General features: G+C 61.9%; 11 protein-coding genes. 8 read left to right on the top strand and 3 right to left on the bottom strand.

Going from position 1 to position 13,157, the window contains the following annotated elements:
• Positions 1-72: 72 nt before the first annotated feature.
• On the top strand, positions 73-1,698 hold the full coding sequence (locus AQUI_RS0104015; RefSeq protein WP_027256359.1) for a sulfatase-like hydrolase/transferase: 1,626 nt from the start codon (positions 73-75) through the stop codon (positions 1,696-1,698).
• Positions 1,699-1,828: 130 nt separating this feature from the next.
• Positions 1,829-2,479, top strand: a complete 651-nt coding sequence (locus AQUI_RS0104010; protein ID WP_027256358.1) for a GntR family transcriptional regulator — start codon at positions 1,829-1,831, stop codon at positions 2,477-2,479.
• 71 nt (positions 2,480-2,550) lie between these two features.
• Here the strand turns inward: AQUI_RS0104010 and AQUI_RS0104005 are convergent, their stop codons facing one another.
• A complete protein-coding gene (locus AQUI_RS0104005; protein ID WP_027256357.1) occupies positions 2,551-3,261 on the bottom strand; it encodes a type 1 glutamine amidotransferase in 711 nt (236 codons plus the stop codon).
• An 81-nt stretch (positions 3,262-3,342) separates the two neighbouring features.
• Between AQUI_RS0104005 and AQUI_RS0104000 the strand changes: the two genes are divergently transcribed.
• Entirely contained in the window at positions 3,343-4,602 is a 1,260-nt protein-coding gene (locus tag AQUI_RS0104000) for a cytochrome P450 (RefSeq protein ID WP_027256356.1), read from the top strand.
• 109 nt (positions 4,603-4,711) lie between these two features.
• On the top strand, positions 4,712-6,001 hold the full coding sequence (locus AQUI_RS0103995; protein ID WP_027256355.1) for a type I glutamate--ammonia ligase: 1,290 nt from the start codon (positions 4,712-4,714) through the stop codon (positions 5,999-6,001).
• A 199-nt stretch (positions 6,002-6,200) separates the two neighbouring features.
• Here AQUI_RS0103995 and AQUI_RS0103990 read toward each other — a convergent pair whose 3' ends face one another.
• On the bottom strand, positions 6,201-7,556 hold the full coding sequence (locus tag AQUI_RS0103990) for an aspartate aminotransferase family protein (RefSeq protein ID WP_027256354.1): 1,356 nt from the start codon (positions 7,554-7,556) through the stop codon (positions 6,201-6,203).
• Positions 7,557-7,604: 48 nt separating this feature from the next.
• The gene (locus AQUI_RS0103985; RefSeq protein WP_027256353.1) at positions 7,605-8,384 is read right to left on the bottom strand and encodes an IclR family transcriptional regulator; all 780 of its coding nucleotides are present in this window, start codon (positions 8,382-8,384) and stop codon (positions 7,605-7,607) included.
• 172 nt (positions 8,385-8,556) lie between these two features.
• Here AQUI_RS0103985 and AQUI_RS0103980 point away from each other — a divergent pair, with 172 nt between their 5' ends.
• The 4 genes from AQUI_RS0103980 (at position 8,557) to AQUI_RS27145 (ending at position 13,085) form a co-directional block, all read left to right on the top strand.
• Positions 8,557-9,504 (top strand): tripartite tricarboxylate transporter substrate-binding protein, encoded by a 948-nt coding sequence (locus AQUI_RS0103980; protein ID WP_027256352.1) that lies wholly within the window; start codon positions 8,557-8,559, stop codon positions 9,502-9,504.
• 72 nt (positions 9,505-9,576) lie between these two features.
• Positions 9,577-10,107: a tripartite tricarboxylate transporter TctB family protein gene (locus AQUI_RS0103975; RefSeq protein ID WP_027256351.1), complete on the top strand. Its 531-nt coding sequence runs from the start codon at positions 9,577-9,579 to the stop codon at positions 10,105-10,107.
• A gap of 9 nt (positions 10,108-10,116) precedes the next feature.
• Positions 10,117-11,736 (top strand): tripartite tricarboxylate transporter permease, encoded by a 1,620-nt coding sequence (locus tag AQUI_RS0103970; protein ID WP_027256350.1) that lies wholly within the window; start codon positions 10,117-10,119, stop codon positions 11,734-11,736.
• Complete coding sequence (locus AQUI_RS27145; RefSeq protein WP_084294274.1) at positions 11,643-13,085, top strand: aldehyde dehydrogenase; 1,443 nt, start codon at positions 11,643-11,645, stop codon at positions 13,083-13,085. Before AQUI_RS0103970 ends, AQUI_RS27145 begins: the two co-directional genes overlap by 94 nt.
• The last annotated feature ends 72 nt before the right edge of the window (positions 13,086-13,157 follow it).

Below are 13,157 nucleotides of genomic sequence, written 5' to 3'. Positions count from 1 at the left end.
CGGCTGACGTAATTCATCCTCGCCATTTTGCTTCACGTGTTCAATAATCCCGGTACTTACCGGGAGGTGCCGATGAACATTCTCTACATCATGTTCGACCAACTGCGGTTCGATTACCTGAGCTGCGCGGGTCATCCGCATCTGCACACCCCGCATATCGATGCGCTGGCGGCCAAGGGCGTGCGGTTCACCCGTGCCTATGTGCAGTCGCCCACCTGCGGCTCGTCGCGGATGTCGAGCTATACCGGGCGCTACCCGTCCAGCCATGGGGTTCAGTTCAACAGCTATCCCTTGCGGGTGGGCGAGTGGACCATGGGGGACCATTTGCGCAAGGCGGGCATGGGCTGCCACCTGATCGGCAAGACGCATATGGTGGCCGATGCGGAAGGGATGCAGCGGCTGGGGCTGGCCCCGGACAGCGTGATCGGTGTGCGCCAGTCGGAATGCGGGTTCGACCCATTTGTGCGTGATGACGGGCTGTGGGCAGAAGGGCCGGACGGGTTCTATGACCAGAAACGCAGCCCTTATAATGAGTACTTGAAGGAAAAAGGCTACCCCGGCGAAAACCCCTGGAATGACTTTGCCAATGCCGGCGTCGAAGGAAATGAGATCGCCTCGGGCTGGTTCATGGCAAATGCGGATAGGCCTGCCAATATCGCCGAGGAGGACAGCGAAACGCCCTGGCTGACCACCCGGGCGATGGCGTTCATTGAACAGGCCGCAGGTCCCTGGTGCGCGCATCTGAGCTATATAAAACCGCATTGGCCTTATATCGTTCCGGCCCCCTATCACGGCATGTACGGTCCGGAGCATGTGCTGCCGGTAGTGCGCTCGGAGGTCGAGCGTGACGCGGCGCATCCGGTGTTCGACGGCATGATGAACAACCAGATCGGCAAGACCTTCAGCCGTGATGAGGTGCGCGAAAAGGTCATTCCCGCTTATATGGGGCTGATTAAACAGGCCGATGACCAGATGGGCCGGCTGTTTGCCTGGCTGGAGGAGACCGGCCGCATGCAGGACACGATGATCGTGGTAACCTCGGACCATGGTGACTATCTCGGTGATCACTGGCTGGGTGAGAAGAACCTGTTCCACGAACCCTCCATCAAGGTGCCGCTGATCATCTACGACCCGCGCGAGGATGCTTGTGCCACACGTGGAACAACCTGCGATGCGCTGGTGGAGGCGATCGACCTGTTGCCGACATTTCTGGAGGCGGCGGGCGGCGATCCGGCGCCGCATATCCTGGAAGGGAACTCGCTGATGCCTTTCCTGCGCGGTGAAAACCCGGCCTGGCGGGATTATGCAATTGCCGAGTTTGACTATTCCACCATGCCGCTCTGCGAAAAGCTGGGACTGGAGCCAAGGGATGCACGGCTGTTCATGGTTACGGACAAGCGCTGGAAGTTCATGCATGCCGAAGGCGGGTTGCGGCCGATGCTGTTCGACATGGAAAACGACCCGGATGAACTGGTGGATCTCGCCAAGGGCAATGCGCATCAGGAGGTCATTGGCGTGATGTATGACCGGCTTCTGGAATGGGGGCTGCGGATGTCGCAGCGTATCACCCTGTCGGATGCGCAGATCAAGATGCGCCGGGGAAAGTCGGGTCGCAAAGGCATCCTGCTGGGTGTCTATGAGGCGGATGAAGTGGCGCCGGAGCTGACGGAGAAATACCGCGGGCCGGTGCCGCAATAACCAGTCTGCACATTCACCTTTGCGCAAATACTCCGGGGGAGCCCGCAGGGCGGGGGCAGCGCCCCTAACCCGCGTTGCCAAGCAGCGACAGCGGGCATAAATTGGCCGGAAACGCATCAGGGGCGGCGCAATGGCTGGGCAGACAGAGCAGATTCTGAACGCAATCCTAGAGGACATTGAAGCAGGCCGCCTGGTGCCGGGCGCGCCGCTGGAGGAAGGCGAACTGGTGGAGCGCCACGGAGTCTCCCGCACGCCGGTCCGAGAGGCTTTTATCCAGCTGGAAGCCATTGGGCTGATCAAACGGCTGCCGCGCAAGGGGGCAGTGCTTTTCAAGCCGACGCTGGAGGAATTCCTGGCCATTCTTGAGGTGCATGCCCGCCTGGAGGGGCAAGCGGCGGCGCTGGCGGCGCGGCGGTTGTCTCCGGTGCGGGCGGAGGAGCTGGAGGCGGCTGTGGCTGCCTGCGAAAAGCACGCTGTGGAAAAGGGCGATGGTGATCCGGGTGGATACTACCAGTTGAACCTGCGGTTTCATGCCTGTGTGGCCGAAGGTTCTGGCAATCCGTTTCTGGTCGAGATGATCAAGACCAACGCACGCAAGCTGATGGCCTATTACCGGGCGCGCTACCGCTATCCTGGCGCTATTGCGCAATCAGCCAAGGAGCATCGTGAGATTGCCGCGCTGATCTTTGCCCATGACTGGAAGGCGGCGGAGGCTGCAATGATTTCCCATGTGCAATTCGATCAGGTCACGGTGATGGATCTGCTGGCAGCACTGGGGTGAGACGCTGCTGAACGGGGCCGGGCGGCCCCGTGCCTGCGGCGCGGGTATTTTACAAAGAAGAAGATGCGGGCTTAGTGGGCAATTGCTTGTTCGAAAAACCGGGCGAGACATTCCGCAAATACGAGCTGATCGGAGTGGTCTTTGAGGCTGTTCTTAGCGCGGGTATGGACCGCAGGGCCAAGAACTTCCCGCATTTCTTCGCTTAGCGCGATGATGAAGTCATGGGTCATCTCCGGATGGTGCTGGGTGGTGAAGATGTGGCGGCCTAGGGTGAAACCTGTGTTCGTACCGCCGCTTTCGCAGATAGGGGTTGCACCCGTCGGCAGCGTGCGGACGCATTCGCAGTGGGAGCCGTAGAGTTTGATTTCCTCCGGCAGGGCTGCGGCCCAATCCGGGCGGGCAAGCAGATGGTTGCGGGTTAGCCCATGGACCCAGCCGTCATGGTTGCGGTCCAGGCTGCCGCCGAGGGCCAGTGCAATGGCCTGATGGCCGAAACAGGCGCCGAACAGCGGGAGGTCGCGTGCGTGGGCGGTGCGGATCAGCTCCAGCAGCTGCGCCACCCACGGGGCGCCGGAGCGCACCGAGGCCGGGCTTCCGGTGATCATTGCGCCGTTGAATTCAAACAGATCCTGAGGGAACTCCCCGTCCTTCACGGAAAACACCGTGGTGCGCCAGTCTTGCCGGGCCATCTGGATCAGATCGGTGAATTTCTCGCCGTCCTTTGGATGCCTTTGGGCAAATTCGCTTTCGTCTGTGTTGGTCATCAGGATGGCCAAATGCATGAGAACGCTCGCAAGGTTTTTATTTACATATTTATAATGCTATTTAATATACATTAAGAAAGCAAATTAGGAAAGCCGGCAATGACAGTTTGGACCCCCACGGACGACGGCTATGCGGATCTGAGCAGCCATGATGCCTTTGCCGGTGGCGCGCCGCACAACACGTTTGCGAGGCTCAGGCGCGAGGACCCGTTACATTGGACCGAATACGAGGGCGGCAAGAATTTCTGGTCGGTCACCCGCTATGAAGACATCACGGTGATGAACAAGAACACCGAGGTGTTCACGTCGGCCCGCGGGATCCGGATGGAAGACCAGTCCTACGAGGAATACCTGGCGCGGCGCACCTTTCAGGAAACCGACCCGCCGGAGCATTCCAAAGTGCGGATGAAGCTGCTGAAGGCGTTCTCCAAGACCACCATGGCGCAATATGAGCAGGATATCCGGGACCTCTGTGCGGATATTCTGGATCAAGCGCTGGCCCAAGGGGAGTTCGACGCCACCAAGGAGATCGCCCGTCAGCTGCCGATGCGGATGCTGGGCCGGGTGGTGGGCCTGCCTGAGGCGGACCTGCCCTGGCTGGTGGAAAAGGGCGATGCGCTGATTGCCAATACCGATCCGGACTTCACCTCGCATGTGCTCGACAAGATGCAGACGGATGAGTTCCGGATGATGCCCTTCAACTCTCCCGCCGGGGCGGAACTGTACATCTATGCCAAGGAGTTGATGGAGGAGAAGGCGCGCAAAGGAGATACCTCGGGTGTGCTGAACCTGATCCTGGAGCCGGCCAAAGATGGCTCGGTCATCACCGAGACCGAGTTCCGCAACTTCTTCTGTCTGCTGGTGGCGGCGGGGAATGACACCACGCGCTATTCCATTGCCGCCGGGATTCAGGCGATGTGCCATCAGCCCGAATTGCTGGCGCAGATGAAGGAAGGCGGGGAGGTCTGGGACACCGCGGCGGATGAGATCATCCGCTGGGCGACACCCGCTCTCTACTTTCGGCGCACCGCAACGCGGGATGTGGAAATGCATGGCAAGACCATCCGCGAGGGCGACAAGGTGCTCTACTGGTTCGCCTCGGCGAACCGGGATGACAAGTATTTTGACGACCCATTTCACGTGAATCTCTACCGCAGCCCGAACCGGCATCTGTCCTTCGGCCAGTTCGGCCCGCATGTTTGTCTTGGCATGTGGTTGGCGCGGCTGGAAGTCACCGTGCTGTTCCAGGAACTGGCCAAGCGGATCCGGCATATCGAGCCAGCGGGGCCGCACAAGTTCCTGCGGTCGAACTTTGTCGGCGGTATCAAGGCACTGCCGGTGCGGGTGGAAGCAGCCTAGCAGCCAGGCCATCCCGTAGGAAAGACTCTGCGAAAACCGCTAAATATGTTAAGTAACATGGCACGGGAAACGATGCCGAAAACTGACCAACAGCGAAGGACCTTGAGCCATGAAGACCCGCCTGCGCGCGATGTTTTGCGATCACCTCAGCATCATGCGGGGGAAGTATCTGCCGAATTCCAAGATCGGAGACGACTCGACCCGGTTCTGCCGTTCGGTCTTTGGCACCCATTACGACAGGGACTTGCTGGACGCACCGGGTTCGATGGTGAAACAGGGGCTGCCGGATATGGAGCTGAAGTGGCTGCATGACGATATCCGGGACAGCTGGCATGCCTCGACCAAGGTGGTGCTGGGTAATCTTTATGACGATGAGGGGCAGCCGCTGGCGCTGTGCCCGCGTTGGGCGCTGAAGCGGGCTGTGGCGGACTGGCGGAAACACGGGCTGACGCCGAAGGTCGGGATCGAACTGGAGGCCTTTGCGCTGCAGGCGGACGATCGCGGACGGCTGATGCCCTATGATGCGCCGGGCGGGGTGGTTTACGGCACTGGGCCGTTTGCCGATCCGCTGCGGTTCAATGATCGGATCTGGGCGATGGCGGATGACATGGGCTTTTCGCTGGACATGATCACCGCCGAATTCGACAGCCCGCAGTTCGAATACACGCTGACCTTTGACGATGCGGTGAAGGCGGTGGATGACATAGTGCTGTTCCGCCTGATGGCGCGGGAGGTGGCGCTGGAATACGGCATTGTCCTGACCTTCATGCCAAAACCGGTGGCTGAGGCCGGCGGCTCAGGCATGCATATCAACTTCTCCTTCACGGATGAGGCGGGCGGCAATGCGCTGTCCGCGGGGCCGCGGGGCGGGCCAGCGCATATGAATGATCTGGCGCGCGGCTGCCTGGCTGGGCTGCTGCATCACCACAAGGGGCTGGCGGGGCTGATTGCGCCCACTGCCAACAGCTACATGCGGCTGCAGCCGGGCTCGTTGTCGGGATACTGGCAGAACTGGGGCGGCGATCATCGCAACGTGACCACCCGCATCAGCTCGGAAGGCGGTGCCAAGGCGCGGCTGGAGCACCGGATGGCGGATGCCTCGGCCAACCCCTATACGGCGGTGGCGGCGGTGCTGCAGGCGGCGCGGCTGGGGCTGGAGAATGGCCACCAGCTGCCGCCGATGGAGACAGGCGACGGCTTCGACCGCACTGATGCCCGAGAGGGAACAGCGGTGGACCTGAAGGGCGCTGTTGCGGATCTGGAACGGGACACTGTTCTGGCCGGGGCGGTCGGGCTAGAGCTGGTCGCCAACCACGTTTTCATGAAGCGCAAGGAAGTCCGCAAGACCCGTGACCTGGAAGGGGACGGGATGCGCGATTTCTACGTTCATTTCATCTGATCTTGCGCAGAGGGGGGGCTGCAAAGGGCATGGGAATGGGCGCGGCTGCGGCAGCTGCGCTCTTTTCCGTATCACGCCACCGCGCCGCGTCAGCGGCGCCGCCGAAGGCGCGGCCCCGAAGCATATGCTTCGGGGCCGCCACGGTATCTGGTGGCGCCCGGCACTGGCGGTCCGGGCGTGGCGGCATATGGCGCGGGTGTCAGCTCACCGCCGCCAAGCCTGCGTCCAGGGCAGAGAGGATAGTTGTTGCCTCGGCCTCGCTCAGCACCAGCGGCGGTGACAGGATGATGTTGGGGCCGGAGACCCGCACCATCGCGCCCGCCTCATAAGCCGCTTCCTGCAGCCTTGCGGTGGATTTTTTGTCCGCCGCGGCCTTGGCGGTGCGGTCGGACACCAGCTCCAGCGCGCTCATCAATCCGTGGCCGCCGCGGACATCGCCGATCAGCTCGTACTTCCGCTGCAATTCCAGCAGGCCCTGGTGGAGCTGGGTACCGCGGGCGGCGGCATTTTCGGGCACGTTCAGGCGCAGGGTCTCTTGCAGGCAGGCCAGCGCTGCCGCGGCGCCTACGGGATGGCCGGAGTAGGTGTAGCCATGGCCGATGGCGGCTTTGCCAGTAGTGTCCTTCTCAAAAGTCTCCGTCATGTGATCGGCGATCATCACGGCGCCAAAAGGGAAGTAACCGTTGGTGATCGCTTTGGCCGTCGCCATCATGTCGGGCTGCACGCCCCAGTGGCGCGATCCGGTCCATGATCCGGTGCGGCCGAAAGCGGTAATGACCTCATCGGCAATCAGCAGGATACCGTTCTTTGAGCAGATCTCGCGCACGCCGGGCATGAAGCTGGCATGCGGCGGGATCACACCGCCGGCGCCCAGGATCGGTTCCATGATGAAGGCAGCAATGGTGCCAGCGCCTTGAAAGGCGATCTCGTCCTCCAGTGCTTGCAGGCACAGCTGGGCGAGGCGTTCCGGGTCGGTCTCGTTGAATGGGTTGCGGTAGGTGTAGGGCGCGGGGATCTGGAAGCAGCCGGGCAAGAGCGGCTCGTACTGGGTGCGGAAATTGGCGTTTCCGTTCACCGAGGCGCCGCCCATGTGGGTGCCGTGATAGCCCTTTTTCAGACTCAGGAACTTGGTGCGCCCGGCCTCGCCGCGGATTTTGTGGTACTGGCGGGCGAGCCGCAGGGCCGTTTCCACCGAGTCAGAGCCGCCCGACGTGAAGAAGGCGCGGGTGAGGCCGTCGGGGGCGAAGAATTTGCGCAGCTCCTCGGCAAGCTGGATCACCTGATCGTTGGTGGTGCCGCGGAAAGTGGAATAGTAGGGCAGCACATCCAGCTGCGCGGCAATCGCGTCTTTCACGGGCTGGCAGGAAAAGCCAAGATTTACGTTCCACAGGCCGCCGACGGCATCCACCACTTCATGTCCGTCGATGTCGGTGATCTTCACCCCTTGTGCGGAAGTGATGATCGCAGGCGGATTGGCTAGGCTGTCGCCGGGATGCGCCATCGGGTGCCAGAGGGATTTGGCGTTGTGCTCTTTCAGGAAGTTGGAGTCTTTCATGGGGTCAGCTCCTGGATGCGGCCCGCGCCGGGGCCGGAGAGGGGGAAATCAGACGGCGCCGTCCTGCGGATAGTCCGCAGGTGCCGAGCCGCCGATGCGATGGGTGAGGGCGGCGCCCGCGCGGCGCAGGGCCGCGGGGATCCGTTGTTTCTGTTCTGGGGTCATGCGGGACACCGGCGCGGCCACGGCAAGCGTGCCGATCACCTGGCGGTCGGGGCCAAAGACCGGCACTGCATGGGAATGCACATCTGCCTCGAACCCGCCGATGGATTGGGCCATGCCGGTGCTGCGGACATCTGTTAGCTGGGCGCGGAGTTCCTGCGGATCAGTGATTGTCTCAGGCGTGTGAACCAGCAATGGCTGCGCCAGTGCTTCGTCAACAAAGCCGGGGTCGGCATAGGCCAGCACCGCCATACCGGAACTGGTGCCGTGAAAGGTTAGGACTTCGGCGTCCTCCATCATCACCTTGGTTGCGTGGCGCGGTGAATAGGCGTGCGACAATGAATTCAGCTGGCTGCCCTGCAACAGTGACAGGTGAGTGGTTTCGCCGGTCTCGTCGCTCAGATCGCGCAACACCCGGCGCGAGACCGAAAGTATTGGAACCGCCGCCTCTCGCAGGGCGGCCAGGCGCAGAACCTGGGGCCCAAGCCGGTACATGCGGTCGCCGTCGGTCTGTTCGACAAAGCCTGATTCCTGCAGCTCGCTCATCAGCCGGTAGACGGTGGCCTTGTTCATGCCGGACAGGCGCGTCAGATCGCTGAGCCCGATTCCGGTCCGCCCGTGGTTGAAATGCGTCAACAATGACAAGGCTTTGGATACCGTTCCCATGTGTCCGCCCGTACTCCCTGTTTGATTCTGGCAGGTGGTGCTTTTGGAAAAAGACGCACCTTTGATGCAATTTTGTTGACAGATAACGGGGCAGGCTGTCAATCTAAATTCAAACCAACGGTTCAAATAACGAACCATGGCTGAAGCCGAAAAGAAAACTGGGAGGAAAATCATGAAAGTCAAAACCCTCATGAAAGGTGCAGCCGCAGCGGCGGCGCTGGGGCTGAGCGCGGTTGCCGCGCAGGCCGAATATCCGGAGAAGCCGGTGAACTTCATCGTGCCGTGGCCGCCGGGTGATCTGGAGGACGTGCTGACGCGGATGATCGCCGAGGATTTCCAGAACGAATACGGCGTTGCGGCTGCTGTGGTGAACAAGCCGGGAGGCGGCGGCGGGCCGTTCCCCGGCGCCATTGAAGTCGCCAACGCGCCAAGCGATGGTTACACCGTCGGCTCTTTCGTGATCGGCGTGCCGGTGATGGGCCACCAGATCGACATCCCGCCGCTGACGCCCGAGAAATTCGACCCATTGGGAATCTTCCTGACTTATCCCTTTGTGATCGCCACGTCCGGTGATGCACCTTACAGCACGATGGAAGAGCTGGCGGCCTATGCCAAAGAAAACGACGTGGCGCTGGGCCATTTCGGCGATGTGCTGACCCCGACCCAGGTGACCAAGGCCTATGCCAAGAACGCCGGTTTCGAGTGGGGTTCGGACGCGGCTTTTGATGCGCTGGATTGCAACACGCTGGCCTCGGGCGATGCGGATGTGATCAACACCACCCTGCAGCTGGTGCTGCCCTGCCTGGATCAGGTCAAGGTGCTGGTCTCAATCACGGATCAGCGCATCCCGCTGGCCCCCGACGCGCCGACCATCGGCGAGTTGGACGAGAGCCTGAACATCGCGCTATGGAACGGTCTGTTCGTGACCAAGGACACGCCGCAGGATGTGCGCGACAAGATCATCGGGGTCGCGGAAAAGGCCGTGATGAGCGAGCGCGCCCAGAATGTCGCCAAGGAAACCGGCGCGCTGGTTTATTGGCAAAGCGCCGACGACAGCGCGGCACGGGTTGCCAATGATATCGGCACCATGGCCCGCATCAGCGGCCTGCTGTCGGAGTAATCCTCCCCCCTGCATCGGGGCCCCGACGGGTCCCGGTGACTTTTCAAATCGCGCGGACAAAGAACATCTCACATGCCTTCGGAACGTGAACACCGCTTTGCCGGACCGCGGCGCGGCCAGCTGGTTTTTGCCCTGTTTCTGGTGGTGGCCGCGCTGCTGCTGCTGGCTCTGATTGGGGATCAGACCGCCTGGGTCAATAAAACCAAGCTGTTCGCCCAGCCGCGGTTCTGGCCCGCGGTTGCAATTGGCGGCATGGTGCTTATGGGCGGGCTGCATCTGTACAAACTGCCCTGGCGGCGGGTCAGCCGCTATGACCTGCGGGAGGTCAAACGCTGGGCGCAGGTGCTGGAATTCGCGGGCTGGTTCATGGGCTATGTCCTCTTGGTGCCGATCATCGGCTATCTGCCCGTGACACTGGCCTTCATGCCTCTGCTCAGCTGGCGGATGGGCTATCGCAGCCCGTTCATGCTGTGGATCAGTGCCGCCTTTGCAGTGGTCGTGGTTGTGCTGTTCAAGGCTGTTCTGTCGGTCAAGATCCCGGGGGCGATGCTTTATGAGTATCTGCCGGGGTCATTGCGCAGTTTCTTTATTCTCTATCTCTGAGTGCCCGTCATGGACCTTATCCTTTCTGCCGTTGACATCCTGATGCGCTGGGACGTGGCGCTGGCGCTGCTGGCGGGCTCGGTCGGGGGCGTGCTGATCGGCGCCATTCCCGGCGTCGGTCCCGCTGTCGCCATTGCGATCCTGCTGCCTGCGACCTTTTCGATGGACCCGATTGTGGGCCTGACGGTGCTGCTGGGGATCTACGGCTCCTCCATGTACGGAGGTGCCATCCCGGCGATCCTGATCAATACGCCCGGCACCGCGGTCAACGCGCTGACCACATACGACGGCTACCCGATGACCGCGCGCGGAGAGCCGCGCCGCGCTCTGAGCCTGGCCTATTCCGCCAGTTTCTTTGGCGGTATCTTCTCGGTCATCTGCTTGATCCTGTTCGCGCCGGTGCTGGCCAAGATTGCGCCAATGTTCGGCTCGCGCGAGATATTCCTGGCGGCCCTTCTAGGCCTGATCCTGGTGGTGGTCGCACACCGCGGCCACGCGCTGATTGCGGGTGCCTTGGCCTGTTTCGGTATCTTTCTGCAGACCATCGGGCTGGAGCCGGTGAAATACACCCAGCGCTATACTTTCGGGCAGGACTTTTTGGGCGGCGGCATCAACCTGATCGTGGTGGTTCTGGGGCTGTTTGCCATCTCGCAGGCCTTTGTACTGCTGACGGATGAGGACGAGAAGGTGCGCATGACCCGCCTGCGCGGCGGCATGTTCCAGGGCCTGCGCGAACTGACGCGCCATCCCCGCGTTGCAGGGGTTTCAGCAACCTTCGGCGTGCTGATGGGGATGGTTCCCGGCGTGGGGGAGTTCACCGCGCAGTTCATCTCCTACACCTATGCGCAGAAAACCTCGAAACGGCCGCAAGACTTTGGCAACGGGTCTTCCGAAGGGCTGATCGCGGCAGAAACTGCCAACAACGCGGTTCCGGCTGCAGCCATGGTGCCGCTCTTGGCGCTGGGCATTCCGGGAGAAGCGCTGACGGCGATGATGCTGTCGGTCTTCTATGTGCATAACGTGGTGCCAGGGCCGGGACTGTTTCAGAACGACATGGATTTTGTCGTGGCACTGTACCTCGCACTTCTGGTGCTGAATGTCCTGGTTCTTGTCTTCCTGCTTTTTGCTACCAAGTCGCTGATCCAGGTGGTGCGCATCCCCAACCGGTTTTTGGGCGTCTGCATCCTGACGCTCAGCTTCGTCGGGGTCTATTCTTTGCGCAACTCCGCCACCGACTGCGTGATGGCGGCGGCGTTTGGAATCCTCGGCTATGTACTCAAGCGCCTGTCGCTGCCTTCAGTGCCGATCATCCTGGGCATGGTCCTGGGCGGCATCATGGAGGTGAAGCTGCGTGCGGCCATGGCGCGGGTAAAGGAACCCTTTGATTTCATTGACCGCCCGGTGGCGTTCTTTCTGTTTCTACTCATTATCATCGTTCTGACGGTCCACATCCTGCGGGTGCTGAAGGACCACAAGGAACTGAAGGAGGCCGAATGGCAGACCAACAGCGCATCGACAAGCTTCGCCAACTTGATGTGGCGCCGCAAAAACTCTTTCTTGAAGGATCATGGCAAGCGGGTTCGGGCCAGGCACTCGAAGTTACTTCGCCGGTTGACGGATCTGTTCTGACCACGCTGCAGGGCGCCTCTGCAACAGATGTGGAAAACGCTGTCGCCTCGGCGCGGCGGGCATTCGACGACCGCCGCTGGGCGGGACAGTCCCCCGCTGCGCGCAAACAGGTGCTGCACAGGATTGCCGACCGTATCCAGGCGGAAGCGGTTGAGCTGGCGGTGCTGGGCGTGCGCGATAACGGCACCGAGTTCAGCATGGCGCTGAAGGCCGAGCCGGGATCGGCTGCGGGCACGTTCCGCTATTACGCCGAGGCGCTGGACAAAGTACCGGGCGAGGTCGCGCCGACTGCGCCGGATGTGCTGGGGCTGGTGCACCGGATGCCGGTTGGCGTGGTGGGCGCCATCGTGCCCTGGAACTTCCCGCTGATGATTGGTGCGTGGAAGCTGGCGCCAGCGCTGGCGATGGGCAATTCGGTGGTGCTGAAACCGGCCGAAACCGCCTCGCTGTCGCTGCTGCGGCTGGCAGAGATTTGCTCGGAATGCGGCCTGCCGGACGGGGTGCTAAACGTGGTAACCGGCTCAGGCGCCGAAACCGGCGCGGCGCTGGCCGCCTCGATGGATGTAGATGTGCTGGCATTCACCGGCTCGGGCGCCACTGGACGCAAACTGCTGGAGGCCTCGGCGCGCTCCAACCTCAAACGCTGCTATCTGGAGCTGGGCGGCAAGTCCCCGAATATCGTCTTTGCGGATGCGCCGGATCTGGCCAAGGCGGCCAAAGTGTCTGCCGCTGGCATCTTTCGCAACTCCGGGCAGGTTTGTATCGCGGGCTCCCGCCTTCTGGTCGAGGCGTCGGTTCATGACGAGTTTGTCGAAATGCTGCAGGCCGAGGCCGAGGCGCTGCGGGTGGGAGACCCGCTGGACCTGGGCACCCAGATCGGGGCGGTGAATTCCGAGGATCAGCTGCGCCGCAACCTGTCGTTCATGGACATGGCACGGTCCGAGGGCGGACAGGTAGTGACCGGCGGCCAGCGCATTCTGGAGGACACCGGCGGCACCTTTATGTCTCCGGCGATTGTCACCCATGTAGCGCAGGACCACGCGCTGTTTCAGCGCGAGGTGTTCGGTCCGGTGCTGGCAGTGACCAGGTTCGAGAGCGAGGAAGAGGCGCTGAGTCTTGCCAATGCCACCGACTTTGGCCTGGCGGCTGGTGTTTGGACCGCAAACCTGTCCGGCGCGCATAGGATGGTGGCGGGCATCCGGGCCGGTGTGGTGCATGTGAATACCTATGGCGGGGCTGACAATACTGTGCCTTTGGGCGGTGCCGGGCAGTCCGGCAATGGCCATGATAAGTCGCTGCATGCGCTCGACAAATACACCGATTTGAAAACCGCCTGGATTCAGTTGTGATGCAGGTTTTGCAGGGCAAAACCTGCAGCCTCCGGCGGGAGTATTTGGACAAAGAAGAAGGGGCTGTTTGGC

The sequence above is a fragment of the Leisingera aquimarina DSM 24565 genome (assembly GCF_000473165.1).
Taxonomy (GTDB): domain Bacteria; phylum Pseudomonadota; class Alphaproteobacteria; order Rhodobacterales; family Rhodobacteraceae; genus Leisingera; species Leisingera aquimarina.
This window is presented reverse-complemented; position numbering and strand designations above follow the sequence as displayed.

Excerpts from the sequence above, each read along its gene's own strand:
- AQUI_RS0104015 (WP_027256359.1), top strand. The coding sequence starts at position 73 with ATGAACATTCTCTACATCATGTTCGACCAACTGCGGTTCGATTACCTG.
- AQUI_RS0104010 (WP_027256358.1), top strand. The coding sequence starts at position 1,829 with ATGGCTGGGCAGACAGAGCAGATTCTGAACGCAATCCTAGAGGACATT.
- AQUI_RS0104005 (WP_027256357.1), bottom strand. The coding sequence starts at position 3,261 with ATGCATTTGGCCATCCTGATGACCAACACAGACGAAAGCGAATTTGCC.
- AQUI_RS0104000 (WP_027256356.1), top strand. The coding sequence starts at position 3,343 with ATGACAGTTTGGACCCCCACGGACGACGGCTATGCGGATCTGAGCAGC.
- AQUI_RS0103995 (WP_027256355.1), top strand. The coding sequence starts at position 4,712 with ATGAAGACCCGCCTGCGCGCGATGTTTTGCGATCACCTCAGCATCATG.
- AQUI_RS0103990 (WP_027256354.1), bottom strand. The coding sequence starts at position 7,556 with ATGAAAGACTCCAACTTCCTGAAAGAGCACAACGCCAAATCCCTCTGG.
- AQUI_RS0103985 (WP_027256353.1), bottom strand. The coding sequence starts at position 8,384 with ATGGGAACGGTATCCAAAGCCTTGTCATTGTTGACGCATTTCAACCAC.
- AQUI_RS0103980 (WP_027256352.1), top strand. The coding sequence starts at position 8,557 with ATGAAAGTCAAAACCCTCATGAAAGGTGCAGCCGCAGCGGCGGCGCTG.
- AQUI_RS0103975 (WP_027256351.1), top strand. The coding sequence starts at position 9,577 with ATGCCTTCGGAACGTGAACACCGCTTTGCCGGACCGCGGCGCGGCCAG.
- AQUI_RS0103970 (WP_027256350.1), top strand. The coding sequence starts at position 10,117 with ATGGACCTTATCCTTTCTGCCGTTGACATCCTGATGCGCTGGGACGTG.